The organism is Novosphingobium sp., from assembly GCF_965229225.1.
Taxonomy (GTDB): Bacteria; Pseudomonadota; Alphaproteobacteria; order Sphingomonadales; family Sphingomonadaceae; genus Novosphingobium.
In genome coordinates, this window is the sequence record NZ_OZ245867.1 from 3586933 (window position 1) to 3612500 (window position 25568).

Annotated in this window: 26 protein-coding genes (1 of these 26 running past the window's edge); 11 read left to right on the plus strand and 15 right to left on the minus strand. The window is 66.9% G+C overall.

Translation table 11 applies throughout. The annotated features are described in order from the left end of the window. Positions 1 to 10 precede the first annotated feature (10 nt). Complete coding sequence (gene dinB / locus ACO06X_RS16910) at positions 11 to 1147, plus strand: DNA polymerase IV (protein ID WP_421837366.1); 1137 nt, start codon at positions 11 to 13, stop codon at positions 1145 to 1147. Here dinB and ACO06X_RS16915 read toward each other — a convergent pair. From ACO06X_RS16915 to nhaA, 3 genes are all read right to left on the minus strand, one after another. Next, entirely contained in the window at positions 1136 to 1621 is a 486-nt protein-coding gene (locus ACO06X_RS16915) for an NUDIX domain-containing protein (protein WP_421837367.1), read from the minus strand. The two genes, dinB and ACO06X_RS16915, sit on opposite strands and share 12 nt — an antisense overlap. Before the next feature lie 16 nt (positions 1622 to 1637). Then, positions 1638 to 2093 carry a Dps family protein gene (locus ACO06X_RS16920; protein WP_298168561.1) on the minus strand — a complete coding sequence of 152 codons (456 nt, stop codon included), beginning with the start codon at positions 2091 to 2093 and terminating at the stop codon, positions 1638 to 1640. Between the two features lie 103 nt (positions 2094 to 2196). Next, a complete protein-coding gene (gene nhaA, locus ACO06X_RS16925) occupies positions 2197 to 3369 on the minus strand; it encodes a Na+/H+ antiporter NhaA (protein WP_421837368.1) in 1173 nt (390 codons plus the stop codon). A gap of 100 nt (positions 3370 to 3469) precedes the next feature. On the opposite strand from nhaA, the gene ACO06X_RS16930 reads away from it, so the two are divergent. The 5 genes from ACO06X_RS16930 (at position 3470) to ACO06X_RS16950 (ending at position 9651) form a co-directional block, all read left to right on the plus strand. Next, entirely contained in the window at positions 3470 to 4849 is a 1380-nt protein-coding gene (locus ACO06X_RS16930) for a glycosyl transferase family protein (protein WP_421837369.1), read from the plus strand. A 13-nt stretch (positions 4850 to 4862) separates the two neighbouring features. Then, entirely contained in the window at positions 4863 to 6050 is a 1188-nt protein-coding gene (locus ACO06X_RS16935) for a hypothetical protein (protein ID WP_421837370.1), read from the plus strand. 63 nt (positions 6051 to 6113) lie between these two features. Continuing rightward, positions 6114 to 7028, plus strand: coding sequence for a sulfite exporter TauE/SafE family protein (locus ACO06X_RS16940; protein ID WP_421837371.1), 915 nt, complete (start codon positions 6114 to 6116; stop codon positions 7026 to 7028). A gap of 16 nt (positions 7029 to 7044) precedes the next feature. Next, entirely contained in the window at positions 7045 to 7800 is a 756-nt protein-coding gene (locus ACO06X_RS16945) for a TIGR02186 family protein (protein WP_421839938.1), read from the plus strand. A 117-nt stretch (positions 7801 to 7917) separates the two neighbouring features. Beyond that, on the plus strand, positions 7918 to 9651 hold the full coding sequence (locus ACO06X_RS16950) for an ATP-binding protein (RefSeq protein WP_421837372.1): 1734 nt from the start codon (positions 7918 to 7920) through the stop codon (positions 9649 to 9651). Positions 9652 to 9666: 15 nt separating this feature from the next. On the opposite strand, the gene ACO06X_RS16955 is transcribed toward ACO06X_RS16950, so the two are convergent. Genes ACO06X_RS16955 through ACO06X_RS16965 form a run of 3 tightly spaced genes read right to left on the minus strand, consistent with a single transcriptional unit; the run spans position 9667 to position 12029 of the window. Beyond that, positions 9667 to 10629: an ornithine cyclodeaminase family protein gene (locus ACO06X_RS16955; RefSeq protein ID WP_421837373.1), complete on the minus strand. Its 963-nt coding sequence runs from the start codon at positions 10627 to 10629 to the stop codon at positions 9667 to 9669. Continuing rightward, on the minus strand, positions 10626 to 11492 hold the full coding sequence (locus ACO06X_RS16960) for a PhzF family phenazine biosynthesis protein (RefSeq protein ID WP_421837374.1): 867 nt from the start codon (positions 11490 to 11492) through the stop codon (positions 10626 to 10628). The genes ACO06X_RS16955 and ACO06X_RS16960 overlap by 4 nt, the downstream gene beginning before the upstream one ends. 15 nt (positions 11493 to 11507) lie before the next feature. Next, entirely contained in the window at positions 11508 to 12029 is a 522-nt protein-coding gene (locus tag ACO06X_RS16965; RefSeq protein ID WP_421837375.1) for an ester cyclase, read from the minus strand. Between the two features lie 147 nt (positions 12030 to 12176). On the opposite strand from ACO06X_RS16965, the gene ACO06X_RS16970 reads away from it, so the two are divergent. After that, a complete protein-coding gene (locus ACO06X_RS16970) occupies positions 12177 to 13064 on the plus strand; it encodes a LysR substrate-binding domain-containing protein (RefSeq protein ID WP_421837376.1) in 888 nt (295 codons plus the stop codon). Here the strand turns inward: ACO06X_RS16970 and ACO06X_RS16975 are convergent. The 3 genes from ACO06X_RS16975 to ACO06X_RS16985 are packed head-to-tail and all read right to left on the minus strand — an operon-like array spanning position 13061 to position 15562. Next, on the minus strand, positions 13061 to 14524 hold the full coding sequence (locus tag ACO06X_RS16975) for an MATE family efflux transporter (RefSeq protein WP_421837377.1): 1464 nt from the start codon (positions 14522 to 14524) through the stop codon (positions 13061 to 13063). The two genes, ACO06X_RS16970 and ACO06X_RS16975, sit on opposite strands and share 4 nt — an antisense overlap. Before the next feature lie 4 nt (positions 14525 to 14528). Then, positions 14529 to 15050 (minus strand): YceD family protein, encoded by a 522-nt coding sequence (locus ACO06X_RS16980; protein WP_421837378.1) that lies wholly within the window; start codon positions 15048 to 15050, stop codon positions 14529 to 14531. Beyond that, positions 15047 to 15562, minus strand: a complete 516-nt coding sequence (locus ACO06X_RS16985; RefSeq protein WP_421837379.1) for a ubiquinol-cytochrome C chaperone family protein — start codon at positions 15560 to 15562, stop codon at positions 15047 to 15049. Before ACO06X_RS16985 ends, ACO06X_RS16980 begins: the two co-directional genes overlap by 4 nt. Positions 15563 to 15752: 190 nt before the next feature. On the opposite strand from ACO06X_RS16985, the gene ACO06X_RS16990 reads away from it, so the two are divergent. The 3 genes from ACO06X_RS16990 to hslU all read left to right on the plus strand — a co-directional run bounded on the left by ACO06X_RS16990 (position 15753) and on the right by hslU (position 18445). After that, positions 15753 to 16259 carry an outer membrane protein assembly factor BamE gene (locus ACO06X_RS16990; RefSeq protein WP_421837380.1) on the plus strand — a complete coding sequence of 169 codons (507 nt, stop codon included), beginning with the start codon at positions 15753 to 15755 and terminating at the stop codon, positions 16257 to 16259. 182 nt (positions 16260 to 16441) lie between these two features. Beyond that, positions 16442 to 16999: an ATP-dependent protease subunit HslV gene (gene hslV / locus ACO06X_RS16995; RefSeq protein ID WP_298168530.1), complete on the plus strand. Its 558-nt coding sequence runs from the start codon at positions 16442 to 16444 to the stop codon at positions 16997 to 16999. A 144-nt stretch (positions 17000 to 17143) separates the two neighbouring features. Further along, on the plus strand, positions 17144 to 18445 hold the full coding sequence (gene hslU, locus ACO06X_RS17000; protein WP_421837381.1) for an ATP-dependent protease ATPase subunit HslU: 1302 nt from the start codon (positions 17144 to 17146) through the stop codon (positions 18443 to 18445). On the opposite strand, the gene ACO06X_RS17005 is transcribed toward hslU, so the two are convergent. Continuing rightward, on the minus strand, positions 18442 to 19812 hold the full coding sequence (locus ACO06X_RS17005; RefSeq protein ID WP_421837382.1) for a peptide MFS transporter: 1371 nt from the start codon (positions 19810 to 19812) through the stop codon (positions 18442 to 18444). The two genes, hslU and ACO06X_RS17005, sit on opposite strands and share 4 nt — an antisense overlap. A 93-nt stretch (positions 19813 to 19905) precedes the next feature. Here ACO06X_RS17005 and ACO06X_RS17010 point away from each other — a divergent pair, with 93 nt between their 5' ends. Continuing rightward, positions 19906 to 20106 carry a DUF1737 domain-containing protein gene (locus tag ACO06X_RS17010; RefSeq protein ID WP_421837383.1) on the plus strand — a complete coding sequence of 67 codons (201 nt, stop codon included), beginning with the start codon at positions 19906 to 19908 and terminating at the stop codon, positions 20104 to 20106. A 61-nt stretch (positions 20107 to 20167) separates the two neighbouring features. Here the strand turns inward: ACO06X_RS17010 and ACO06X_RS17015 are convergent, their stop codons facing one another. From ACO06X_RS17015 to ACO06X_RS17035, 5 genes are all read right to left on the minus strand, one after another. After that, positions 20168 to 20848 carry a hypothetical protein gene (locus tag ACO06X_RS17015; protein WP_421837384.1) on the minus strand — a complete coding sequence of 227 codons (681 nt, stop codon included), beginning with the start codon at positions 20846 to 20848 and terminating at the stop codon, positions 20168 to 20170. Positions 20849 to 20860: 12 nt separating this feature from the next. After that, positions 20861 to 22699 (minus strand): ABCB family ABC transporter ATP-binding protein/permease, encoded by a 1839-nt coding sequence (locus ACO06X_RS17020; RefSeq protein WP_421839939.1) that lies wholly within the window; start codon positions 22697 to 22699, stop codon positions 20861 to 20863. A 177-nt stretch (positions 22700 to 22876) separates the two neighbouring features. Next, positions 22877 to 23803, minus strand: a complete 927-nt coding sequence (locus ACO06X_RS17025) for an aspartyl protease family protein (RefSeq protein ID WP_421837385.1) — start codon at positions 23801 to 23803, stop codon at positions 22877 to 22879. A 56-nt stretch (positions 23804 to 23859) separates the two neighbouring features. Next, a complete protein-coding gene (locus ACO06X_RS17030; protein ID WP_421837386.1) occupies positions 23860 to 25383 on the minus strand; it encodes a lipopolysaccharide biosynthesis protein in 1524 nt (507 codons plus the stop codon). A 2-nt stretch (positions 25384 to 25385) separates the two neighbouring features. After that, positions 25386 to 25568, minus strand: partial view of a glycosyltransferase family 2 protein gene (locus tag ACO06X_RS17035; protein ID WP_421837387.1) — the final stretch only. It continues 882 nt past the right edge of the window; only the last 183 of its 1065 coding nucleotides appear in the window; the start codon falls outside the window, past its right edge; it ends in the stop codon at positions 25386 to 25388.

Consider the following 25568-nt stretch of genomic DNA (forward strand, 5'->3'; position numbering starts at 1 on the left):
GGTGCCTGCCATGTCCGCGCTGCCGCCCACCGATCCGGATGACGAAGAAACCGCCACCGGTCTGCGCAAGGTGATCCATATCGATATGGATGCCTTTTTCGCGAGCGTGGAGCAGCGCGACAATCCGGCGCTTCGCGGCAAGCCGGTGGCGGTCGGCGGCTCGTCTGCGCGCGGGGTCGTGGCGGCGGCGAGTTATGAGGCGCGGGTGTTCGGGGTGCGATCGGCCATGCCATCGGTGCGGGCGGCGCGGCTCTGCCCAGACCTCATTTTCTGCCCACCGCGATTCGAGGTCTACAAGGCTGTCTCGCGGCAGATCCGCACCATTTTCCTGCACTTCACGCCGCATGTTGAGCCTCTTTCGCTGGACGAAGCCTATCTCGACGTGACCGACGATCTGCGAGGGATCGGGTCTGCCACGCGGATTGCCGAGCTGATCCGGGCGCGGATACGCGCCGACACCGGGCTGACGGCGAGCGCGGGGGTTTCGTACAACAAGTTCCTCGCCAAGATAGCCAGCGATCAGAACAAGCCCGATGGCCTGTGCGTGATCCGGCCGGGCGAGGGCGCGGCGTTTGTCGCCACGCTGCCGGTCAAGCGCTTCCACGGGGTGGGGCCGCGCGGCGCTGAGAAGATGACAGCGCTGGGAATCGAGTCTGGCGCCGATCTCGCGCGGCACGATCTCGCGTTCCTGCGCCAGCATTTCGGGAGCCAGGCCGATTATCTCTACCGCGCCGCGCGGGGGATCGATTTGCGCCGGGTGCGCGCTGACCGGCCGCGCAAATCAGTGGGCGGCGAGCGGACGTTCGAGCGCGATATCGGCAGCGGCCCCGCGCTGCGCGAGGCGCTGGAGCGGATCATCGGCATCGTGTGGGAGCGGATCGAGCGCAGCGGGGCCAAGGGGCGGACGGTGACGCTCAAGCTCAAGGACACGGGGTTTCGCACGATCACCCGCGCCAGATCGCTGCCGGGGCCGGTGGCGGACGAGCAGACATTTGCCGAGGCGGCGCGCGCCTTGCTCGATGCGCTGCTGCCATTGGACCAGCCGGTGCGGCTGATGGGGCTGACGCTATCGGCGCTGGAAGGCGAGGGCAGCACGCCGGTTCCGGCGGGCGCGGACGAAGCCGGGCAGGGCAGCCTACCGTTCTGAGGCCTGCCATTGCCGCCAGATGCCGAGTGCGGTGTGGACAATTTCGCCGGTGCTGGGCGGCAGGGCATCCAGCGCAAACCAGCCCGCTTCGGCAATTTCGCGCCCATCGGCAAAGGGCGTGCCTTCACTCAGGCCCGAGATGAGCTCGATCCGGTTGAGCCAGCCGCCGGGCATCCGGCGCAGATCGGTGCCGATCCACACGCCATCCACCAGCTGGCAGCCCGCTTCCTCCAGCAGTTCGCGCGTGCCCGCAGCCACCGGATCTTCCCCGCGCGCGAGCCCGCCGCCGGGCAGCAGCCAGCGATCCTGCTGGTGGTAGCTGTGGCGCACCATGAGCAGCCGCCCATTGCCATCGAAGGCAAGCACGCCGCACCCGCGCATTTCCCGCCGCATCAGGCCCCACAAGCGCAGGCGAATCGGCTGGCCGATCCGCAGGAGCGCCCGGTGCAGCGGGGGCGGCAGGCGGGAAAACACCGGAATCGCCGCCCTGTCAGCCGAGGATCGAGCTGAGGAACCACACCCGCTGCTGGGCCTGATCGGTCCAATCATCGGCCATGCCTTCGGTGGCGTTGTCACCCGCTTCGGTCGCGGCGGCCTTGGCGGCGCGGATGCGCTCGACCAGCGCCGCGTTGTCGTCGCGCAGCGCGGCGACCATGGCCATGGCATCGACGCCGCTGCGGTCGTCATCGGCAATTGCGGTGCGGCCGGCGATGGCGCCGATCGAGGTGAGCGTATCCCCGCCGTTCTTGCGCACGCGCTCTGCGATCACGTCGGTCAGCGCAAAGAGTTCGGTGGCCTGCGCATCGAACAGGAGGTGCAGATCGTGGAACTGCGGGCCTTTCACATGCCAGTGGTAGTTCTTGGTCTTGAGATAGAGCGCGAAGTAATCAGCAAGGAGGCCGTTAAGAGTATCGATCAGGGCCTTGGAAGCGTTATCGCCGGGCATCACGTTCGTCCTTTCGGTGCGAGTCTGCGTTGTGGTCCCTACTACACTCGTCTGGCCAAGATGTTTCACCCGGAATCCGGGTCAGGGTGATCGCGGTTTTCGATCAGTCTGCCGCCACGCGCGGGGCCATGCGCAGCACTGCCGCCCCCGCCAGCGCCGAAATGAGCGAGCCGCACAGCACGCCGAGCTTGGCATCCTCGATCAGCTGCGGCGCAGCGGTGAAGGCGAGCGCGCCGATGAACAGGCTCATCGTGAAGCCGATGCCGCAGAGCAGCGCCATGCCCCAGAGGTGCAGGAATGATGCGCCGACGGGCCGGGCGGCGATGCCGAGCCGCTCGCAGCCAAGCACCGCGAGCATGACTCCGGCCTGCTTGCCCGCGATCAGGCCCAGCGCGATCCCCAGCGGGAGGGGCGCGAGCGGATCCCCCGCACCCAGCGCCACACCGGCATTGGCAAGGCCGAACAGCGGGACGATCAGGAAGCCGCTCACGCCCACCAGCGCGCGCTCCAGCCGCAGCAGCGGGCTGTTCCCATGGGAATCGAGCGCGACCGGGATGGTGAAGGCGGCCAGCACGCCCGCCACCGTCGCGTGGATGCCCGAATTCAGCACCGCGAACCACAGCGCCCCCGCCAGGACCAGATAGGGCGGCAGCGCGCGCACACCGAATCGGTTCATCGCCACCATTGCCGCGAAAAGCGCGATTCCCAGCATCAGCCAGCCCGGTTCAAGCGAGGCCGTGTAGAACACCGCGATAACCGCGATGGCACCGATGTCATCGACCACGGCAACCGTGAGCAGGAAAAGCCGCACCGAGGGCGGGACGCGGCTGCCCAGCAAGGCGAGCACGCCGAGCGCGAAGGCGATGTCGGTGGCAGCGGGAATGGCCCAGCCGTTGCGGAGGTCCGGGTGGCCGCCCGTCACGCCGACATAGACCAGGGCCGGAACCGCCATGCCGGCGAAGGCCGCGATCACGGGCAGGCGGCGGCGGGCACTGTCAGCCAGCGCGCCCATCACGAATTCCCGTTTGATTTCAAGCCCAACGACAAGGAAAAACACGGCCATGAGGCCATCATTGATCCACGTGTGGAGGTTCTCGAGTTGGGCCACCGGCCTCCACGGAAGCGGGTGGAGGAAGAGATCGTGCCACGCATGGGCGAGCGGCGAATTGGCCAGAACAAGCGCCACCGCAGCGCAGGCCATGAGCACCAGGCCCGGTGCCGCCTCGCTCGCTGCCAGCTTGCTGCGAAGCCCGCCAGAACCAAGGTTTCTCGCCATTCTCGAACCAATCCTTAGGTCTGGTGTCGTTGCCACGTTAGGTATTCGGGCGTAATTTGAACCTAGGGAATAGTGCCACTTTCGGCGCGAGGGCAAGATAATGACGCCGTTTTACACGGCATTGGAGTGGCTTGGCCGTGCCGAGCATGAACTTCTTCTCTTCGCTGCGATCTGGTTCGCGGTGGGCACCATCGATGAACTCGGAATCGACCTCCTGTGGCTCTGGCTGCGGCTGACCGGCAGGGTCCACACTGGCAAGGCGCCGGTGGACTGCGACGCCCCCTTGCGCGGGGTTGCCGCGGTGCTGGTTCCGGCTTGGCACGAAGCAGCTGTGGTCGGCGCGATGCTGACGCATACGCTAAGGGTCTGGCCGCAGAAGGACCTGCGCATCTACGCCGGATGCTATCGCAACGATCCCGCGACGCTGATGGCGATGGTAGCGGCAGCGGGCGATTCGCGGCTGCGTATTGTGGTGCATGATTGTGCGGGGCCGACGACCAAGGCGGATTGCCTCAACCGGCTCTATGCTGCGCTGATCGAGGACGAAGCGCGCGGCGGCTTCCGCGCGCGCAGCGTGATCCTGCACGATGCGGAGGACATGGTTCATCCCGCCGCCCTCGCGCTGCTCGATCGCGGGCTCGACGATGCCGACTTCGTGCAGCTGCCGGTTCGGCCCGAGCCGCAAGCGGGATCGCGCTGGATCGCCGGCCACTATTGCGACGAGTTCGCCGAATCCCACGGCAAGGCCATGGTGGTGCGCGATTGGCTCGGCGTTGGCCTGCCTTCGGCGGGCGTGGGCTGCGCCTTCAGCCGCGCCTCGGTCGAAGCCATCGCGGCCCGGCGCGGGACGGAGGCGCCGTTCGCCGCCGAATGCCTGACCGAGGATTATGAGTGCGGCCTGCTAGTCGGCGAGATTGGCGGGGCGGCGAAGTTTGTGCGCATGCGCGATGACGAAGGGCAACTGGTGGCGACGCGCGAGTTCTTTCCCGCCGGCCTTGGCCCCTCCGTGCGGCAGAAGACGCGGTGGATGCATGGCATTGCGTTCCAAGGCTGGGACCGGCTGGGGTGGGATGGGCGCCCGCTCGAACTGTGGATGCGGCTGCGCGATCGCCGCGCACCGCTGACCGCTATCGTGCTGGCGGCGGCCTACATGCTGCTGATCATTTCGCCTGTGTTGTTCATTGCCTCGCAGCTGGGGGTCTATCAGCCGCATCCGATCGATCCGCTGCTGGAGGTGCTGTTGATCGCCAACTTTGCCGGCCTTGCCTGGCGCTGCCTGCTGCGTGCGGTGTTCACGGCGCACGAATATTCGCTGGGCGAGGGGATCATGGCCGTGCTGCGGATGCCGCTGGCCAATGTGATCGCGATCATGGCCGGTCGGCGCGCCCTGGCGGCCTATCTCGCTTCGCTTCACAGCGGCCGGGTCAAGTGGGACCATACCGTTCACCTGAGCCATCCCGCGCTCGCCCCGGTTCGCTGAATTCGGCGCCGGGATGACGCCGCGCGGCAGCATGGTGGAGCATGGGAGCAGGGTTTCGCGCGGCCAGCCGGTCATCGCGCTTGCGCTGATCCTTGCGGTCTGGATCTCCATACGGATGACCTTCATCGCGCTGGAGGGCGTTCCCGCGGCAGACAAACCGCAGCTCGCCCGCCTTGCAACGCCGTCGCGCCCGCCCACACTTGCGCCGCAGCCCGGCGCTCCGGCTGGACCGGGCCGACACAACGCCGGCCTTGCCGCGCTGGCCGTGCCGAACATGCCTCGTCGCACCGGTGCTGCCGGGGGGCGGCGCTATCTGCACACGAGCGCTGCCGATTTCGGCAGGCCAGTGGAGAACCCGCACGCCGGGCTCTTGCCGCGCTCCGGGGCGGATATGGCGGCGGTTGAACTGGCCGCCGCCTATCGTGTGCCGGAGACGGGCGGGGAGAACTTCGGCGGGCCGCGCGTGGCCTATGCCTCCGCGCCGCACCGCGAAGCCGAGCAAACTCGGCGCGCGCAGGGGCAGCCGCGCAAGCGGCGCTGGTCGGCGGATGGCTGGCTTCTGGTGCGCGCGGGCGATCAGCCGCCGGCGCTGGCAGCCGGGGCTGCGGCATATGGCGGTAGCCAGGCCGGTGCCGTGTTGCGCTATGCTTTTGCGCCGGTGAGCGCGCTGCGGCCGCAAGCCTACCTCAGGGTTTCGGGCGCGCTCGGCAACCGGGTGCGCCAGAACGAAGCAGCGCTGGGCCTCATGGTCCGTCCGCTGCGGCGTCTGCCGGTTGCCGTGCTGGGGGAATGGCGGCTGCAGGCGCAGAGCGGCCAGACACGGACGCGCCCGGTCGTGATGGCCGTGACCGAACTGCCGCCGCTGCGCTTGCCTCTGGGGATCGAGGCCGAGGCCTATGTGCAGGGCGGCTGGGCCGGTGGGCGCGGTGCGACGCCGTTCTACGACCTTTCCGCAAGCTTTCAGCGCCGGGTGATGCACCCGCTGCCTGGCGCGCAACTGAGCGCGGGGGGCGGGGTCTGGAGCGGCGGCCAGCGCGGGGCGGCGCGGCTCGATCTGGGGCCGCGCATCGAACTGCGGACCATGGTGGGGCCGCCATCGCGGCGGATCGGCGTGAGGGTCGGCGTGGACTGGCGCTTTCGCGTTGCCGGACGGGCCGAGCCGGGATCGGGACCGGCGCTGACGGTGGCGGCGGGATTCTGATCGGGAAAAACCGCCGCGCCAACGTTTCCAAGTGGCGGCGGAACGGCTAGCCTATCCATCAGGATGGATGTCTACCTCCCCATCGCGAATCTTTCGGTCAATGGCCTTGTCATCGTTGCGCTGGGTGCGCTGACGGGACTGCTTTCGGGCATGTTCGGCGTGGGCGGCGGTTTCCTGACAACGCCGCTCCTCATATTCTACGGCGTGCCGCCCACCGTGGCGGCGGCCTCTGCCGCGAGCCAGGTGACGGGCGCAAGTGTTTCGGGCGCATTTGCCCATGCGCGGCGCGGCGGGATCGATTACCAGATGGGCGGCGTTCTGGTGGCAGGCGGCGTGATCGGCACTGGCCTTGGCGCGCTGCTGTTCCGTCTGCTGCAAGCGCTCGGCCAGATCGATACGGTGATCAACATTCTCTATGTGGTAATGCTCGGCGGGATCGGCTCCCTGATGGCGCACGAAAGCCTCGGCGCGCTGAGGGCCGAGCGCAGCGGCAAGCCGCTGCCTGCACGCAAGCGGCGGCACCATCCGCTCGTCGCCAGCCTGCCGCTCCGCTGGCGGTTCTATCGCTCGGGGCTCTACATCTCGCCGCTGGCGCCGCTGCTGCTGGGCATGTTCACGGGCATTCTCACGATGCTGATGGGCATCGGCGGCGGGTTCATCCTCGTTCCCGCCATGCTCTACATCCTCGGCATGGGGGTGACGGTGGTGGTCGGCACCTCGCTGTTCCAGATCCTGTTCGTGACCATGGCGACCACGATGATGCACGCGCTGACGACGCGCGCGGTCGATATCGTTCTGGCGGTGATGCTGCTGATCGGTTCGGTGACGGGCGCGCAAGTCGGCGCGCAGTTTGCGCAGAAGGCCAAGCCTGAGCATCTGCGCCTGATTCTTGCTATTATCGTGCTGGGCGTCGCGATCCGCATGGCGGTCGGGCTCGGCTACCGGCCGGACGAGATCTATACGGTGGTGACCCAATGACGGGGGTGACGCGGTGATTGCGCGCCTTGCCGCATTGCTGCTGGTGCTGGCCTTTTGCACGGGTGCGCGAAATCCCATCCTCGTGCCGGAGATCTCGCAGCACGAGATCCAGGTGCGCCAGGGCTTTACCGGGGCCGATCTGCTGCTGTTCGGTGCGATCCTGACCCCCGAAGGCGCGCGGGCGGCAGGGGATTACGAGATCGTCGTCCTGCTGGAAGGACCGGCCCGCTCGATCGTGGTGCGCGAGAAGCGCAAGGTTGCGGGCATCTGGGTCAATGCCGACAGCACCGAGTTCCGTTCCGCGCCCAGCTTCTATGCGCTTGCGTCCTCGCACCCGGTGGCATCGCTGGTCGATGGCAAGACCGCGGCGATCTATGAAATGGGCCTCAAATGGTTGCAGCTTTCGCCGGTGGGGGTGATCGATCCGGCCGAGCAGAAGCGGTTTTCCGAAGGCCTTGTCGATCTGATGCGGCGGCAAGGGCTCTATCAGGAGAACGAGGGCGCGGTGAAGATCAGCGGGCAGGTGCTCTACCAGGCGCGGATTTCGCTGCCATCCAGCGTGCAGACGGGGACCTATACCGCCGAAACCTTCGCAGTGCGCGACGGCCGGGTTGTTGCCTCGGCGATCTCGCGCGTGACGGTGAGCAAAGAAGGCTTCGAGCGGGTGGTTGCCTACAATGCCGAGCGCAACGGGTTCTTCTACGGCCTGTTTGCGGTGATCGTCTCGATCTCGATGGGCTGGATTGCCGGCCGACTGTTTGCGCTGGTTTAGGATCAGCCCGGGGCTGCCTGGCAGCAATCCTGCCCAGTTCAGTATTTAGCCAGTTTTTAACCGTCCAAGGTTAGGTCTTGCTTACGCAAAGCCTTCTCAGGCGGGGATCAGGTGGCAATGAGTGATATGAGCATCAATGGCCTTGAGGGCGCCGGCAGGGCAACGCCCGCCGACCTCGCGGCGAACGGTGCGCGTCCGGCAGTCAGCAGCGACGCGCGGGGTGCGCCGCGCCCGGCCACCGACAATGCCCGCCGCCCCATCGGCTATGTGCTCGATGTTTCGGGTGCGGGCAGCTCGATCGCGCTGGACCTGACGCGGCTGGAAGAATGCATGGCGGACGGCGATCCGTCGATCTCGCTCGCCGGGCAGGTGGGCAGCCAGCTCAAGGTCCGTGTCGGCACCGGGTGGCTGCTGGCCAGCGTGCGCACGCAGCGGCAGGACATGACCGCCGGGAACGACGGCGTGATCATCGCAGCTGTCGATTTCCTCGGAGAAGGCGACGAGGAGCGGCTGACCGGCAAGATCTATGGTTTCCGCCGCGGTGTGACGCGCTATCCGGTGCCCGGTTCGCCGATCTATCCCGCCACCAGCACCGACCTTCGCCAGATCTACGCTTCGGACGGGCGCACCAACGTCACCATCGGCACCGTGTTTCCGACCCGCGACATCCGCGCCGGGCTCTATGTCGATGCGCTGCTGGGCAAGCATTTCGCGCTGCTCGGTTCGACCGGCACCGGCAAATCGACCAGCGCCGCGCTGATCCTGCACCGCATCTGCGAACTGGCCCCCGAAGGTCATATCGTGATGATCGACCCGCACGGCGAGTACATGCAGGCCTTCCGCAACCACGGCCAGCTGCTCGACGTTACCAACCTCAACATGCCGTACTGGCTGATGAACTTCGAGGAACACTGCGAGGTCTTCCTCACCTCGACCGGCACGGACCGGCAGATCGATTCGGACATTCTCGGCAAGTGCCTGCTGCAGGCGCGCCACCGCAATCGCCTGGCCGAACAGATCGGCAAGATCACGGTCGATTCCCCGATTCCCTATCTGCTTTCCGATCTCATCAACATTCTCAACAACGAGATGGGCAAGCTGGACAAGGGCCATACTTCGGTGCCCTATCAGCGGATCAAGACGAAGATCGAGGAACTGCGCGGCGATCCGCGGTATCAGTTCATGTTCTCCGGCATGCTGGTGGGCGATACCATGGCCGAGTTCATCAGCCGGGTGTTCCGCCTGCCCTCGCACGGCAAGCCGATCTCGATCATCGACGTTTCGGGCGTGCCTTCGGAAGTCACCTCGACCGTGGTCGCGGTGCTTTCGCGCCTCGTGTTCGATTATGCAATCTGGTCGCGCGATGAGGAAACGCGGCCGATCCTGCTGGTCTGCGAGGAAGCGCACCGTTACGTGCCGGCGGAGAAGAACTCGGATGGCTCGTCCGTGGGCCGCATCCTTTCGCGCATCGCCAAGGAAGGCCGCAAGTACGGCGTTTCGCTGGGCCTCATCACGCAGCGCCCTTCGGACCTTGCCGAAGGCGTGCTCAGCCAGTGCGGCACGATCATCGCGATGCGCCTCAACAACGAGCGCGATCAGGCCTTCGTGAAGGCCGCGATGCCCGAAGGCGCGCGCGGCTTTCTCGATTCGATCCCGGCGCTGCGCAACCGCGAATGCATCATCTGCGGCGAAGGCGTTTCCATCCCGATCCGCGTGGCGTTCGACGAACTGCATAACGATCTGCGCCCGGCTTCGGCAGACCCCTCGTTCTCCGAACTGTGGGGCAAGACCGGCGGCGAGGAAATGGCGGTAGAGCGGACCGTGCAGCGCTGGCGCGCGCAGTCGCGGTAAAGGCCGGAACGAGGTTTAGAGCTTCAGCGCCCTGATCGCCGCCGTTGCCGCGGCGACATCCTGCGCACCGATCCCGACCAGCTTGGCCAGCGTGATCTGATCTGTGGACGTTCGGCCCAGCGCCGGATTCGCCAGGACTTCGCCGATTTCAGCGTCGATCAGCCTCGCGCGGTCTTCATCGGTTTGGGCGGCGGCGTGAATATCGCCGTTGGCCATGGCCGTCGCCCGTTCATCGACAAACACCCGCGCGCGCTGGATAGCCTGCCCATCGAGTTCGCATTTGGTCGGATCATCTGCGCCCACGGCGGTGATGTGCTGGCCGGGACGGAGCCACGCACCGCGCAGGATCGCCTCGCGCGCGAGCGTTGCCGTGATCACCACATCGGCACTGCGGACCGCGTCTTCGGCGGACGGCGCGCGCTGGAATGCCACGCCGGGCAGTTTTGCCGCGAGTCGGTCGATGAGCCTGTCCGCCTTCGCCGCATCGCGCGCCCAGATGAGCAGCCGCTCGAACGGGCGCTCGTGATAGAGGGCCAAGGCCTGCCACCAGGCCTGCACACCGGCGCCGAGCACGGCGGCTGTTTCGACGCGCGGCGGCGCAAACAGGCGCGCGGCGACGGCACCCGCAGCGGCGGTGCGGATATCCGAAAGGTAGTGCTCGTCGGCAAGGATGGCCCGCGTGTATCCGCTCGCGCTGTCGATCGCGGCGACGAAGCCTCCTTGCGGCGCGCCCGCTGCGGCGTTGGCAGCAAACCACGGCGCGACCTTGACGATGAACATCGCCTCGCCCGCAAGCACGCCGGTCTTCACATAGACATCGCCTGCCGCCGCGCTTTCGCCGGGGACGAGCATGATCATCCCGTTTTGCGCATCGCCGGCGCTCGAACGGCGGAAGGCTTCGGCCACCGGCTCGATCAGATCGGCAAAGCCCAGCGCCGCGCGCAGCTGCCCGGCGGTGACGAACGGCGGCGCGTTCATGCGAGCAAATCGAGCGTGCCGTGCCCGACGAAGGCGACGCGGCCGCCGACAAGGATGCGGGTGATGGTCTCGCCTTCGCTTTCGGCGGTCACCTCAAGCTGGCTGGGCCGCCCGGCAAAGCGGCCCTGCGCGAGGACGAGCGATTCGCCCGGGCGCGTGATGCCGTGCTTGCGGCAATAGGCGCCCACGACCCCAGCGGCGCTGCCGGTCGCGACATCCTCGACGATGCCATCGTTGTTCCAATGCCGCATTTCGCGCGTGGCAGGATCGAGCAGCACAGCAAACTGCGCGCCGTGGCGCTGCATCAGCACGGTGATGTCCGATCCGATCCGGGCGGTGCCGATGCGGTCCGGACGGAGCGGGATCACCATGTAGTCCAGCCCGGTGCTGGCGATTTCGAGGGGGAGGCTGTGGTCGAGATCATCGGCCGCGAGCCCGAATGCTTCGGCAATCTCGGCGCGGTCGGCAACCGTGCCGAGGAAGCGGGGCGCACCCTGATCGAGCAGGCCGAAGTAGCCCGCATCGCCGTAAGTCACGCGCACTTTCACCCAACGGTCGGCGAGCGCGAAGGTCCACTCGCCTGAGGCGGCGGGAGCCGCGCGGTGCTGAAGGACGGCGGCTGCGCCAATCAGCGGGTGGCCGGCGAAAGGCAGCTCCTCGATGAGATCGAAGATGCGTGCGCGCACCAGATTGGCCTCGCCGGTTGGTTGCAGGAAGATCGCCTCGAAATGGCGGAGTTCCTGCGTGATCGCGAGCAAGGTGGCATCATCCAGATCGGGCGCGTCGTGGAACACGGGCAGGCTGTTGCCGCGCAGCGGGGCGTCGGCGAAAACATCGACGTGTGCGTAATCAAGGCTGGGCATGGCGCGTTTCCAGGGTCAAGGATGGGTCGGGCCAGGAGCCTGCTCGGCGAGCTGCTGGAGCTGGAGATCGAGACCTTTGCGATCTTCGAGGATCCAGTACTCGGTGATCCGCCCCCCGCTGACTTGGTAGATGGCGGCTGCGATCGAGGCCAGCGGAGCGCCTGTCGGATGTTCGCCGCCCACCGTGCCGACGTGATGGCCATGCTGGCGCCACCACACGAAGACCCGGTCCCCTTGCGCGATCATGTCTGCGACTTCGAAGGAAAACTGGCCGTATGTGGCGAGGAATTCGCGCACATGTGCGGCATAGTCTTTTGGCGTTCGCACCACGGTGGTCTCGCCTTCCGATGTGATCTGATGGGCAAGCACTTGGGGCGCGAAATAGCGCGCGACGGCATCGGGATCGCGCCCGGTGCGGACAGTATCGAGGAAGCCCTGCACGACTGCCTTGGGCTCCGAGGGCGCGCGCGCGGCGGCGCTGGCCGGCGCGGCCGCGCAAGCAATCACCATCAGGGTTGTCAAAAGCGAAGTCCGCATGGCCCGTTGTCCTTCATGTGCTGATGCCGCCATGATCGCGTGTTTGCGGCGAGCGGACCAATTCAAAGCGGGCGCGTGTGTGATCGATCTGGCTCATGAGTACGGGGCGGTGTAGAGCCGCAGGCCAGTCACCTAGCGCGGTTGCCCATGCGAAGATCAGCCACACTTCCTCCGCTGCCCTCACTGCGCGCCTTCGCGGCGGTGGGGCGGCTGCTCAGCTTTCGCAAGGCGGGGGAAGAGCTGCTCATCACGCAGAGCGCGGTGAGCCATCATGTGAAGCAACTCGAGGACTATCTCGGCACCGCGCTGTTCGAGCGGCATGGCCGCACGATTTCGCTAACGGCGGCAGGGCAGGCGTTTCTCGCCCGAGTCGATGCGGGCTTTGCGACGATCGAGGCTGGGGTGCGCGAGGTGCGGGGCGATCCCGCCACCGTGCGAGTCAGCCTGCTGCCCTCGTTTGCGGCGAACTGGCTCGTGCCGCGCTTGCCGGATTTCCGGGCGCTCCATCCCGAAATCGTGGTGGAGCTCGATCCCAGTCTGGAAACGGTCGATCTGGGGCAGGGGACGGCCGACCTCGCGATCCGCTATGGCGCGCCCGGCTGGCCGGGGCTCGATGCCGAATGCCTGATGCGCGAGGCGCTGACACCGGTGCTCAGCGGGACCGAGGAGCCCTTGCGCGAGCCCGGCGATGTTTTGCAACACACCTTGCTGCTGAGCCGCCGCGAAACGGACTGGCAAATGTGGGCGAAGGCTTGCGGGGTGGATTTCGCCAAGGCGCGGACCTTGCAGCTGGTGGACTACAACCTCGTGCTGCAGGCGGCCGCCGAAGGGCAGGGGATCGCCATGGGCCGCCTCTCACTGGTGCGCGAAAGGCTGCGCAATGGCGCGCTGGTGGCACCTTTGCCAGTAGTGCAAGCGCAGGATGACGCGGCCTATTGGCTGCTCAGCGCAAAGGGGCGCGGGCTGCCGAAGAGTGCTGCGGCGTTTCGGCAATGGCTGCTCGGCGAGGCTCGGGCCTTCGCTGAATCGGCCTAAAGCGCCGGTGCCATTCGGCCGGAGCAATCTCCATCGGCCTGCGATTCCTCGCTGCATTCGGCCTCATCGACCGCGCGGGCCTGCTGGCGCCAGCCGGGGCGGCGGTAGGCGATGGTGGCCATGATCGTCGCGGCGGCCGAGCCGACGGGGAAGGAGAGCCAGAGCGCATCGGGGCCCAGCGCCGGATAGGCGGCGAAATAGAAGCCGATGCGCACCGGGTACATCGCGATGGCGAGCACGATGATCGGGGCGATCACCACACCGCCGGCGCGCATCGTGCCGAACAGGACAATCGTCATGCCGAACAGGACGTAGCTCCAGCTGGCGAGGAACTGGATGTGGCGCGCGGCATCGACGGCGGGGCTGGTGGGGCCGAGGAACAGCGAGAGCACCGGGCGATCGAAGCCGAGCAGCAGCAGGGTCATTGTGCCGGTGATGGTGATGTTGAGGATAAGGCCCGCGCGGGTGATCTTGCCGAGGCGGCTGACCAGCCCGGCGCCGATGGTCTGCGCGGCCATGGCGCTGAGGGCGGCGGAAATCGCCATCGCGGGCATCTGGAGATAGGTCCACACTTGGAGCGAGGCGCCGTAGGCCGCGCTCAGCATCGCACCTTCCTGATTGACGAGGCCGATCATGATCAGGCCCGAGGCCGAGATCATCAGCATCTGCGCCCCCATCGGCAGGCCTTTGACGAGGATGTAGCGCAGCTCTGCCGGGTGGGGGATGAGATAGGCAAGCTCACGCCCGCGCAGGCGCAGCGGCAGGCCTTTTGCATAGACGTAGATCACGAGGCCGAACATTGCGGCATAGGCCGCGATCGCAGTGGCGAGCGCGGAGCCGGCGATGCCGAGCGGCGGGATCGGGCCGAAGCCCGCGATCAGCAGCGGATTGAGCGCAATATCGAGTACGACCGAGACGACCATGAAGCGCAGCGAAGTCTGCGCGTCTCCCGCGCCGCGCAGGCCCATGCCGACGATCACGGTGATCGTCGAAGCAGGCATCGCGACGAAGATCAGGCGCAGATAGGTGAGCGCATAGTCGAAAATCTCGGGCGGGGTGCGCATCGCGTGGAGAAGATGCGGGGTGAACACCCAGCCCAGCGGCGCGAGGACAAGGCTGAGCCCGACGCACAGGCCGATGGCGGTGCCGAAGGTGCGGCGCGCGGCATCGGCATTGCCCGCGCCGAACGCCTGGCCGACCTTGACCGTGGCGGCCATGCCAAAGCCGAACACGGCCGCAAAGACGAGGAACATCACGACGTTGGCGTTGGCGGTGGCGGCCAGCGCGGAATCGCCCAGCAGGCGGCCGACCCAGACCGAATTGACCGAGCCATTGAGCGCCTGAAGAATGTTCGAGGCGAGTGTCGGCGCGGAGAAGATGAGGAGGGTCGAGAGGATCGGACCTTTGGTGAGGTCGCGGTGACCGTGCGCAGGGCCGCGCTGTGCTCCGTCCTCGCTCATCGTGTCAGTCCTGCTTCTTGAGCGCGGCAAGCGCGGCGAAAGGTCCGGTGGGGGCTTCGCCGGCAAGGCCGTGCTCGGCGCGGAAGGCATCGGCGTTCGGGCCTTCGGCGAAGGGATCGATGGCGAGCGCGAGAGTCTGCGCCAGAGCTTCGCCGAGATCGAACGCGGTGCCTTCATATTCGATCTCGTCGCACGCATCGGCGGTGAGTTCGATTTCCTCGTCCGGGGTGATTTCGCCCACCGGCGGCACGAAGCGCAAGTGGACGGGTTCGTCGATATGGACGGGGAAGTCTTCGGCCGAGATGCGGCAGGACTGGACAACATCGGCGACGAGGCGGCCGGTGGCGGTGACCCGCTCACCCTCACGCACCAACTGGACCTTGGCTTCCATGGCGGGGATTGCGGTGATGCCGAAGCGACCCGCGAGGCGGCGGCGCGCGGCTTCATCGGGCACGAGGACGAGCGGCGCATCGGTGATCTGGCGCAGATCGACCGGGTAGCTGTACTCGGGCGCGGGCGCGCTCATCGCCCGATTTCCCCCGCCAGCACGCGGAAACCGGGGACGAGCGCGAGGCCGGCCGCAAAGGCGCGGGCGCGCTGCGCCACGACCAGCGGATCGATGCCAGAAGTGAGCGTGACATTGCGGCGCACGGCTTCGGCCATGGCATCCTCGCCGCCGGAAAGCCCTGCGCGGTAGGCGCCGAGGCGGCCGCCGAGCGTGCCCATCAGCTTGCCGATATGCTTGCCGACGACGACATCGCCGACGCCCTGTTCGCGCAGCTGGCCGTCCATGTCTTCCACGAACAGCTCGGTGAGACGGGCGGAGGGCGCGATCAGCGCTTCTTCGTGCTCCATGCGCAGCATGACGAGGCTGAGCACCAGCGTGATCATGTCGAACCGGCCCGCCAGCGTATCGGCGACGCCGCAATCGCGGTACCATTCCTTTTCGCGCGCGATGGCGACGACGCGGTGCCACAGCTCGCGCACTGTATCGCGATCGTCTTGCCGGGTGCCAAACAGACGGGCGAGGAGCGACATGGGCGGGATTGTCCTTCTTGGCTTGCGGCGCGGTTCAGGGCGGGGAAAGCGCCTGTCCGCCATTGCAGTAACGCGCCGTGCGCCGTAAGGCACGTGGCGATAGACGGCGATATAGGGTGCGCGGGCCAATTGGCAAACGCCCCGATGGGCACGGCGATGAGCCTGCGGCCCGGCCAATTCGGAGTGACGCATGCTGGGTAAGGGCTGGAACACGAAACTGCGGGCGGCATCAGCGCTTGGTGCGCTTGCGCTCATGGCCAGCGGCTGCGCCAGCATCAAGGATCACCGTGGCTACCTGATCGATCCGGCGCTGACGGGTTCGGTGCAGCCGGGGATCGACAACCGCACTTCGGTGGAGCGCTCGCTGGGACAGCCGACCTTCAAGAGCGAGTTCGGCAAGCAGATCTGGTACTACGTATCGATCGATACCAAGCAGCGCCCGTTCAAGCGCCCGCAGGCCAAGACGCAGAACGTGCTGATGGTGAGCTTCGACGAGAAGGGCAATGTCGCGACCGTCGAGCGGCGCGGCATGGAGAAGGTCGTCGCGCTCAATCCGGATAGCCACAAGACCCCGACGCTGGGCCGCACGCGCAGCTTCTTCGAGGATCTGTTTGGCAATATCGGCTCGGTCGGCGCGATTCCCGGGCAGGCAGGCCAGGGTGGCGGGCCGACGGGTTCGGGGCCGAACGGGAGCTGATTACTTGCTGTTTCAGCCTAGCTGAAACAGAAGCGGCACCGGCCCGCTCCCCCGCCCGGCCACCCACAGCGTACAATTTCGTTGGGTGGCCGGGCGGGGGAGCGGGCCGGTGCCGCTTCAGGCCGACAGGCCTGCAGAAGACTCCCGCTTGAACCGGATTTCATGCGCCCCATATCGGGCGCATGAACGACAGACATTCAGCCCACGGGCTCGCGGCGTGGCACGGCACCACGATCATCGGCGTCAAGAAGAATGGCCGCACCGTCATCGCCGGTGACGGGCAGGTTTCCATGGGCAACACCGTGATGAAGCCCAATGCGCGCAAGGTTCGGCGCATCGGGGAAGGCAAGGTTATCGCCGGTTTTGCCGGGGCGACCGCCGATGCTTTCACCCTGTTCGAGCGGCTGGAGCGCAAGCTGGAGCAGCATCGGGGGCAGCTGATGCGCGCGGCGGTGGAGCTTGCCAAGGACTGGCGCACCGACAAATATCTGCGCAACCTTGAAGCGCTGATGATCGTTGCCGATGCCGAGACAATGCTGATCCTGACCGGCAACGGCGATGTGCTGGAGCCCGAAGGCGGAATCGCGGCGATCGGTTCGGGCGGGAACTATGCCTTGGCAGCAGCCAAGGCGCTCGATCCCTATGAAGACGATGCCGAGAAGATCGCGCGGCGGGCCATGCAGGTGGCAGCGGAAGTCTGCGTCTTTACCAATGACCGCGTGACGGTCGAAGAGATTTGAACCCCAAACCACTAGCCCTCTCCCCTTCAGGGGAGAGGGTTGGGAGAGGGGCAAGCGCCGCAGTCCCCTCTCAACTCCGACTAGGCAGCAAGCTGCCAAGTCTTCGTATCTCTCCCCTGAAGGGGAGAGAGCAAGAGGTATCCAATGATTGAAACCCTGACCCCCAAAGCCATTGTTGCCGCGCTTGATGCGCATATTGTCGGCCAGGCCGATGCCAAGCGTGCGGTGGCGGTGGCGCTGCGCAATCGCTGGCGGCGGCAGAAATTGCCGCCGGAACTGCGCGATGAAGTGACGCCGAAGAACATCCTGATGATCGGGCCGACGGGCTGCGGCAAGACCGAGATCAGCCGGCGGCTGGCGAAGCTGGCCGAGGCGCCGTTCGTGAAGGTGGAGGCGACCAAGTTCACCGAGGTCGGCTATGTCGGCCGCGATGTTGAGCAGATCGCCCGCGATCTGGTTGAGGAAGCGGTGCGGCTCGAAAAGGATCGGCGGCGCGAGGCTGTGCGCGAGGCGGCGAGCAAGGCGGCGATGGACCGGCTGCTGAAGGCGCTGGTGGGCGACGGCGCAAGCGAGGCGACGCGCGAGAGCTTTCGCCAGCGGATCAGCGAAGGCGCGATGAACGACGTCGAGGTGGAGATCGAGGTAGAGGACCAGCCCGCAAAGGCCATGGAAATTCCGGGCATGCAAGGCGGTGTCGGCATGATCAACCTCTCCGAGATGATGGGCAAGGCCTTCGGGCAGAAGCCGCTGAAGCGGCGCAAGCTGCGGGTGGCGGATGCGTGGGACAAGCTCGTCGACGAAGAGGCCGAGAAGCGCATGGATCAGGACGACGTCGCCCGCGCGGCGCTGATCAATGCGGAGACCAACGGCATCGTGTTCATCGACGAGATCGACAAGATCGCGGTTTCGGATGTGCGCGGCGGTTCGGTGAGCCGTGAGGGTGTGCAGCGCGATCTGTTGCCGCTGATCGAGGGCACGACCGTTGCCACGAAGTACGGGCCGATGAAGACCGACCACGTGCTGTTCATCGCCTCGGGCGCGTTTCATGTGGCGAAGCCCAGCGACATGCTGCCCGAATTGCAGGGGCGCCTGCCGATCCGGGTGGAACTGACCGCGCTGACCGAGGATGACTTCGTGCATATCCTCTCCTCGACGCGGGCGAACCTTGTCGAGCAGTACCGCGCGCTGCTGGGCACCGAGCAGGTGACGGTGGATTTCACCCCCGATGCGATCCGCGCAGTGGCGCGGACGGCGGCGCAAGTGAACGAGAGCGTCGAGAACATCGGCGCGCGGCGGCTGCAGACGGTGATGGAAAAGCTGCTCGAGGAAGTGAGCTTCGAGGCCGAGGACCGGCGCGGCACGACGGTGACTATCGACGCTGCCTATGTTGCGGGCAAGCTGGCGGGGCTGGCGGGGAATACGGACCTATCGAAGTATATCCTCTAGGCTTCATCCTGCGCGAGCAGGCGGCCCAGCACCGGCGCGCCGAGCAGGATGCCGAAGCCGGCGCCGGTGCAGATCACCGCGTTGATGAGCCAGAACGGGGCGGGGCCAAGGCTTTCGTAGAGCCCGCCCATCCAGCCGCTGAGCACGCTGCCGGCGGCTGTCGCCAACATGCAGATGCCGACGAGCGTGCCGCGCAAGGACTGCGGGGCGCGGGTGCCGTAGAGCCCCATGATGACGGGGGCATAGTACATCGCGCCGAAGTTCGAGGTCACGTGGAATAGCAGCGGGAGCGCGATGGGGGCGCGGCCTTGCGCGTTCGCGAGGAGTGGTCCCGCCGCGAGCAGGCCCACGCTGAGGCCGAAGATCACGCTGCCGATAGCGAGCTTGGTCAGCACATCGGGTTCGCGTCCGCGCTTGGCCTGCATGGACCAGATCCACAGCACGACCGGAATGAACAGGCCCGGGGCGAGGCCATCGAGCGACTGGAACCACGGCACGGGCACGTTGAAGCCGCCCACATCGAGGTTCACCGTATCGCGCAGCCAGATGTTGTAGACGTTCCAGATCTGCGCCTGCGCCGTCCAGTAGCAAACGACGAGCGGCCAGATGAGGAGGAGGCCGAGGACGCGGCGGCGTTCGGAGGCGGTGAGGGGCGGGCGCTTGCCGGAGGCTTCCGGGGCGCGCTGCTGTTCCGCCGGGAGCCAGCGCTGTCCGCCAAGATAGACCATGAGGCCGATCAGCATGCCGAAGCCCGCCACGGCGAAACCGGCATGCCAGCCCCAGATCGCCGCGACGCTGCCGCTGAGGATGGGGGCAGCGGCGGCGCCGAAATTGATGCCGAGGTAGTAGTACTGGAAGGCGTTGACCTCGCGCGGGTCGCCATCGGCATAGAGCGATTTGACCTGCGCCGAGAGATTGCCGCGCAGGAGGCCCGCGCCGCACATGAGGAGGACCAGCGCGATCAGGAAAGTGCGGTCGAAGGCGAGTGCGAAGTGGCCCATCGTCATCATCGCCGCGCCGCCGCCGACCGCGAGCTTGCGGCCGGTGACGCGGTCGCCGATCCAGCCGCCGAGGAGGGGGAGGCCGGTGACGCAGGCGTAGTAGTAGCCGAAGGTCTGGAGCGCGAGCGCCTGCGCGCCGAGCGGTCCGGAGGTGGCTTCGAGAAAGGCGCGGAAGGCCGGGAAGCCGATCACCGTGGCGACGCGGGCGGGATCGAGCAGCAAGTCGCCGGTCATGTAGAGCACGAGCATCGCGACCATGCCGTGGAACGAGATGCGGTCCCACAGTTCGGTGCCGGCGAGGACCCAGAGGCCCTTGGGTTGGCCGAAAAGCTCTTCGCTGCGCTGTGGTAGTACCTGATCCGTCATGATTTCCCCCGCTGCCCGCGCAGGGTGAACGAACCGGCGTGCTTTGCAAGGAATGGTGATGCAGGCCTTGCCGCCTTGCCCTATAGGTCAGGCATGTACACGACCCCCGAAGACCGCCCGATCTACCGCCTTCTGACCGGAAAGGACGACCGCGCCTTTTGCGAGCGCGTATCCGAGGCACTCATGGAGGGCTGGCGGCTTTATGGCTCGCCCACGATCACATGGGACGAGGAAGGCGGCTGCATGAAGGCCGCGCAGGCCGTGGTGTGGCACGAGGCCGATGTGGTGAAGTGAGGGGGCTTCGTGCTTCGCCGCTCAGGATTCCCGCCTTCGCGGGAATGACGAGGGTGGGTGGTCAGGTCTGGGGTTGGTACACCGTCAGGCTGGCGGGATCGAATTCCGGGCCATCGCCGCTGAACTGGTAATACACCCCGATACCGGAGAACAGGCGCCAGTAGGTGTCTGGCCAGGCCGAGCGGCTGTAGGGGCCGCAGGGCTGATCGAGAGCGGCGGTCTGTCGGGATTCGGCGGCGGTGAGATCGAACACGAAGGCGTCGGTGGGATAGCCCGGAACTGGCGGGTTGCGCAGGGCGCAGCGCTGGGCTTGCTCCTTGGGCAGGCTGGCCATCACGAGGGTATAGACACCAAGGTGCGGCGCGGCTGCGGGGCCGTCGATGATGGTGAGCGCCTTGCGGCCGATGAGTTCGGCGTTGCGGGCAGTTTCGGCATAGCGGAGCACGAGGGCGCCGCCTTGCTGGGGCGTGACCGCGAGACGGGCTATCTTCTCGCCGCAGCGCAGGGCGGCATAGAGGAGCCACCTTCCGCCGGTGAGTGGCGCTTCCTGCGCGGCCACGTCGCAGCCTAGCGGGGCGGTCCATGGCCCGCGCGGCAGGCGGGCAAGGGCATCGGCTCGGCACAGGCCGGAGCCGGATAGGAGGCCGCCGCTTTCCGCGCAAGGGGCTGGCGGCGCCGACGGTGGCGGGAGCGGGGGCGGCTCGGCCTGAGCGGCGGTGAGTAGCAGGGCGAGGGTCAGCATCGCCCCTCTGCCTTATTCCGCCGCTTCGCTGAGGTCGCCCTGTTCGGCGGCCTGCCTGTTCCACATTTCGGCGTAGAGCCCGTCGCGGCGCAGGAGTTCGAGATGGCCGCCGCTTTCGACGAGGCGGCCCTGATCGAGCACGAAGATGCGGTCCGAATCCGCAATGGTTGAAAGGCGGTGCGCGATCGAGATCGTGGTGCGCTGTTCGGCAAGCCCGCGCATGGTGGAAAGGATGTCCTGCTCGGTGCGGGTATCGAGCGCGCTGGTCGCTTCGTCGAAGAGGACGATGGGCGGGTTCTTTACCAGCGTCCGCGCGATGGCGACGCGCTGCTTCTCGCCGCCCGAAAGTTTGAGGCCGCGTTCGCCGACTTCGGTCTCGAACCCCTTGGGCAGGCGTTCGATCAGCGGCATGAGCGCGGCAGCGCGGGTGGCGGCTTCAACGTCCGAGAGGTCCGCGCCGTCGCGGCCATAGGCGATGTTGTAGCCGATGGTATCGTTGAACAGCACCGAATCCTGCGGGACGATGCCGAGCACGGCGCGCAGGGATTTCTGGGTGACGAGGCGGATGTCCTGCCCGTCGATCAGGATGCGGCCGGCCTGCGGATCATAGAAGCGGAACAGCAGGCGCGCGATGGTCGACTTGCCCGCGCCCGAGGGGCCGACCACGGCGACCTTGCTGCCGGCGGGGATTTCGAGCGTCAGGCCGTGGAGGATGGTGCGATCGGGATCATAGCCGAACGTTACATTGTCGAACACGACCGCGGGCTGGCGGATGATGAGTGCGGGCGCGCCCGGTGCGTCGGCCACTTCCTGCGGCTCGTCCATCAGCTTGAACATCGCCGCCATGTCGATCAGGCCCTGGCGGATGGTGCGGTAGACCATGCCGAGCATGTCGAGCGGGCGGAACAGCTGGGTAAGGTAGGTGTTGACGAAGACGACATCGCCGACCGTGAGGTGGCCCTTGGCCCAGCCCCACACGGTGTAGGCCATCGCGCCCGCCATCAGCAGATTGACGATGAGCGCCTGCGCGATGTTGAGCAGGCCGAGCGAGTTCTCGCTCTTCACCGCGGCATCGGCATAAGCGCGGGTGGCCTGCGCGTAGCGGGCTTCCTCGCGCGCTTCGGCGGCGAAGTACTTCACCGTCTCGTAGTTGAGCAGCGAATCAACCGCGCGGGCCATGGCCTGCCCGTCGAGCCGGTTCATGCTTTCACGCAGCGCGTTGCGCCATTCGGTGATGGTGCGCGTGGTCCAGGCATAGAGCACGACGGCGAGTGCCGTCGCGGCGACGAGCGGCCAGCCGAAGCTGATGTAGAAGATGATCGCGACGGCGGCGAGTTCGATCACCGTGGGCGCGATGTTGAACAGCAGGAAGTAGAGCATCACGTCGATGCTCTTGGTGCCGCGCTCGATCACCTTGGTGACTTCGCCGGTGCGGCGGGCGAGGTGGAAGCGCAGCGACAGCTTGTGGAGGCGGCTGAACACGTCCTCCGCCAGAGCGCGCGTGGCGTCCTGCCCGACGCGTTCGAACACGATGTTGCGCATGTTGTCGAAGGCCACGCCGGAGAAGCGGCCAAGCGCATAGGCGAGCACGAAGGCCAGCGCGACGGCATAGGCGCCGCCTGCCGTTCCCGGCGTCGTGCCCGGCAGGCTCATCGCATCGATCGCGCGCTTGTAGGCATAGGGCAGCGCCAGCGTGGTCGCCTTGGCGGCGAGGATGAGCAGCGTGGCGCCGATGATCCGCGCCCTCAGCGCTGGATTATCATGCGGCCAGAGATAGGGCAGGAAGCGGCGAAGCGTTCCCCAGCCATCGTGGCGGGCATCGGCATTGTTGGTTGCGGTATCTGGCGGCATGGTTCCCAGATAGGGGCTTTGGCGGGTTTCGCCAGTGGGAATGGGGTGCCAAATCGCGATCCGGCTCATGCTGAGCTGGTCGAAGCATCAGGCACCACCGTCGCGCCCGCACCCTTCGACAGGCTCAGCGTGAGCGAGCTCAGTGATGGGCTCAGTATACCGGCGGACGCGCGCGCCTTAGAACCGGATCGGGATCTCCGCGTTGTCGGGCAGATCGAACAGGATGCGCTTGGTCGAGAAATCAATGGCGACGCGGCGGAACAGCTTCAATTGGTTCATGCCCATGAACATCGCCGGGCGCTTGACCAGCTCCAGCTTGTCGAAGGCAGGAGTGTCAGCGAAGACCAGCATCGAATTGCTCATCGTCATCGTGCCGAGCTTCACGGTTTTGGCCATTGCGAGATCGGCGATGATCGTCTGCCCGGTGACGGACTGGAGTTCGGTCGTCTCGCCCTTGTGGCGACGGGCCAGCGCCTTTTGCAGGGCGCGGTTGCCGATCGAGGTGTCGGAACCGGTATCGATCACGATATCGGTGCGTACGCCGTCGATCAGGGCGTTGGTCATGATCAGCTGGCCCGAACGGCGGCGCGCCTGCACCACGATCTCGAACCCGCGGCTGCCGCCGAGCTGGATCGCATCGCCGATGGTCATGCGCTTTCTCGCGAAATCGAGGAGGACGCGCTGGTCCTGCAGGCTGTCGAGCCCGATGATTCCGTCGGCACCGATGTTGTAGCCATCGAGCAGCGGCGCGGTGAGGCCATAGAAGCTGCGGCGGCCGAGATTGATCTCGTCGATCTCGACCAGATCGACGTTCTGAGTGCCGGCAATGCCAATGAGGAGGCCCTTGCCCGACATCGGCAGCTGGAGCCGCGTTGCGATATCGCGTGCCAGGACGGTGCGTTCGGCCCCGGTATCGACGAGAAAATCGAAGGGACCAGCCTGCCCGCCATTGTGCCCGATGCGGACGGGGACGGTCATCCGGTCGTGCCGGTCGATATCGGCCTTCACGATGTCGATGCCAGCGGGACCGGTCTCGACCGGAGGCAGTGGTGCTGGCGTGGCCAGCGCAAGCGCGCCGGCTGAAAGGATTGCGAGCAGACCCATGGCGTCCTTCTCCTGCGAAGACGCATACGCCTTTCCTGCGGCGCTGCCTATGGATTTCAGGGTGTTGCGGGCTGAGCGCGGCGGTGGCGCAGCGCGCCGAAAAGTTCGCCCAGCAGGCCGATGATCTCGGCAAACAGCGGGTGGCCGATAAGGCGCAGCGCGATGAACCAGAGCAGGGCGCCCGCGCCGGCGGTGACGAGCATCTGCATCGCGCCGGCCTCTGCCGCCGGAGCCCAGAGCTGATAGCCGACCAGCACCGGCGCGATCGCCGCTGTCGTGGCGAGGAGGCTGCGCAGGTAGATCACCGCGAGATCGCGCCAGCGAAAGCCAAGCATCTCCTGCATGAACGGGGCGTAGATGACCATGAACACGAGGCCGTGGGCAAAGCGCGAGATGGCAACCCAGATAAGCCCGAACGGCGCCGCGAGCGCGAGGAGCAGCACCGACGCGGCGGTCTCGAGCACATTGCGGCGGATGAGGCTGCGCATCCGGTCCAACAGCAGCGGGAGATCGCCGTTGAGCGGGAGGGCGACATAGCAGAGCTGCGAGAGCGCCACCCAGCCGAGCAGCGGCGCGGCGGCAAGCCAGCGCTCCCCATAGAGAAGGTGGATGATCGGCTCGGCCAGCACCGCAATGCCCGCCATCGCCGGCCAGGTCACGCCGGTATACGCTGCGACCACGCGCAGGTAGGGCGGACCGAGCGGCTCCCCGCTATCGCGCACGCGGCGGAAGGCGGGATAGAACACGCCGGTCACCGCGCCCGCGACGAGCAGGCGCAGTTGCAGGGCGAGTCCGGAAGCGCGGGCAAACAGGCCGACGGCGGCGTTGTCGATCAGGCGGCCGATGACGAGTTCCGGGGCGCGTCCGGTGATCGAGTTGCACACGGCCTGCGCGCTGTTTGTGCCGCCGAGCCGGAACACGGGGGCCGCGCCTTCCACCCGCAGCGGCCAGGGCAGCATGAGGCCGGCTCGCCACTGGCTGACGATGAGCCGCGCAGCCTGCTGGGCAAAGGCGCCCCACGCCAGCGCGAGCGCGCCATAGCCGAAGAGCGCCAGCGTGATCGCCACGCCGGCATTGGCGGCGGAGGAGCCGACCTCGATCATGGTGTTGGACTTGTAGTCCATCCGCCGCTGGCAGGTCGCCTGCGGAACGATCGCAAGGGGCACGAGCAAATAGGAACAGGCGATCACCAGTGCGACAGGGCGCATCGCGGGATCATGATAGAAGGCGGCGATCGGCCCGGAGGCGAGGATCGCCAGCAGCGCGATGCCCCAGGCGAAGGCGACCGAGATGGTGAAGGCGGTGTGCAGCTTGTCCGCCGTGAGGTCGCGCTCACCGTTGATGTAGCGGGTGACGCCGAAGTCCTGCAGGAAGGCGACCAGCGTGATCGCCGCGAAGGCGATCGAGAACAGGCCCAGCTCTGCCGGCGTGATGAACCAGCGCGCGAGCACGACGCTGGTGGCAAACTGGATCGCGAAGGAGGTATATTGCGAGACAAGCGCCCAGGCAGCGGCCGTGCGCACGGACATGACCGGCGGCTGCTCGGCGAGCTCTGCAAGGAGGCGATCGGTGCGGGTCACGCTCAACCTTCGGACTCGAGGAAGCTGGGATAGACCGCAGAGCCGGCTGCCCCACGGCTGTGGGCGCGGCGGCGCCAGCGCAGCATCGGGCGCGCGAGCGCGGGGAAGAGTTGCCACAGGGTGAAGGACAAACGCCAGGTCAGCCCGGCGACTTGCCCGCGCGCGTTGCGCAGTGCCTCGAGCCC

What these genes read in the sequence shown, in the direction of transcription:
- hslU (WP_421837381.1), top strand. Translation starts at nt 17,144, where the DNA reads ATGATTGAAACCCTGACCCCCAAAGCCATTGTTGCCGCGCTTGATGCG.
- ACO06X_RS16935 (WP_421837370.1), top strand. Translation starts at nt 4,863, where the DNA reads ATGACGCCGCGCGGCAGCATGGTGGAGCATGGGAGCAGGGTTTCGCGC.
- ACO06X_RS16980 (WP_421837378.1), bottom strand. Translation starts at nt 15,050, where the DNA reads ATGAGCGCGCCCGCGCCCGAGTACAGCTACCCGGTCGATCTGCGCCAG.
- ACO06X_RS16930 (WP_421837369.1), top strand. Translation starts at nt 3,470, where the DNA reads ATGACGCCGTTTTACACGGCATTGGAGTGGCTTGGCCGTGCCGAGCAT.
- ACO06X_RS16950 (WP_421837372.1), top strand. Translation starts at nt 7,918, where the DNA reads ATGAGTGATATGAGCATCAATGGCCTTGAGGGCGCCGGCAGGGCAACG.
- ACO06X_RS17010 (WP_421837383.1), top strand. Translation starts at nt 19,906, where the DNA reads ATGTACACGACCCCCGAAGACCGCCCGATCTACCGCCTTCTGACCGGA.
- ACO06X_RS17020 (WP_421839939.1), bottom strand. Translation starts at nt 22,699, where the DNA reads ATGCCGCCAGATACCGCAACCAACAATGCCGATGCCCGCCACGATGGC.
- hslV (WP_298168530.1), top strand. Translation starts at nt 16,442, where the DNA reads ATGAACGACAGACATTCAGCCCACGGGCTCGCGGCGTGGCACGGCACC.
- ACO06X_RS16970 (WP_421837376.1), top strand. Translation starts at nt 12,177, where the DNA reads ATGCGAAGATCAGCCACACTTCCTCCGCTGCCCTCACTGCGCGCCTTC.
- nhaA (WP_421837368.1), bottom strand. Translation starts at nt 3,369, where the DNA reads ATGGCGAGAAACCTTGGTTCTGGCGGGCTTCGCAGCAAGCTGGCAGCG.
- ACO06X_RS16975 (WP_421837377.1), bottom strand. Translation starts at nt 14,524, where the DNA reads ATGAGCGAGGACGGAGCACAGCGCGGCCCTGCGCACGGTCACCGCGAC.
- ACO06X_RS17005 (WP_421837382.1), bottom strand. Translation starts at nt 19,812, where the DNA reads ATGACGGATCAGGTACTACCACAGCGCAGCGAAGAGCTTTTCGGCCAA.
- ACO06X_RS17025 (WP_421837385.1), bottom strand. Translation starts at nt 23,803, where the DNA reads ATGGGTCTGCTCGCAATCCTTTCAGCCGGCGCGCTTGCGCTGGCCACG.
- ACO06X_RS16965 (WP_421837375.1), bottom strand. Translation starts at nt 12,029, where the DNA reads ATGCGGACTTCGCTTTTGACAACCCTGATGGTGATTGCTTGCGCGGCC.
- dinB (WP_421837366.1), top strand. Translation starts at nt 11, where the DNA reads ATGTCCGCGCTGCCGCCCACCGATCCGGATGACGAAGAAACCGCCACC.
- ACO06X_RS16990 (WP_421837380.1), top strand. Translation starts at nt 15,753, where the DNA reads ATGCTGGGTAAGGGCTGGAACACGAAACTGCGGGCGGCATCAGCGCTT.
- ACO06X_RS17015 (WP_421837384.1), bottom strand. Translation starts at nt 20,848, where the DNA reads ATGCTGACCCTCGCCCTGCTACTCACCGCCGCTCAGGCCGAGCCGCCC.
- ACO06X_RS16960 (WP_421837374.1), bottom strand. Translation starts at nt 11,492, where the DNA reads ATGCCCAGCCTTGATTACGCACACGTCGATGTTTTCGCCGACGCCCCG.
- ACO06X_RS16985 (WP_421837379.1), bottom strand. Translation starts at nt 15,562, where the DNA reads ATGTCGCTCCTCGCCCGTCTGTTTGGCACCCGGCAAGACGATCGCGAT.
- ACO06X_RS16955 (WP_421837373.1), bottom strand. Translation starts at nt 10,629, where the DNA reads ATGAACGCGCCGCCGTTCGTCACCGCCGGGCAGCTGCGCGCGGCGCTG.
- ACO06X_RS16920 (WP_298168561.1), bottom strand. Translation starts at nt 2,093, where the DNA reads ATGCCCGGCGATAACGCTTCCAAGGCCCTGATCGATACTCTTAACGGC.
- ACO06X_RS16940 (WP_421837371.1), top strand. Translation starts at nt 6,114, where the DNA reads ATGGATGTCTACCTCCCCATCGCGAATCTTTCGGTCAATGGCCTTGTC.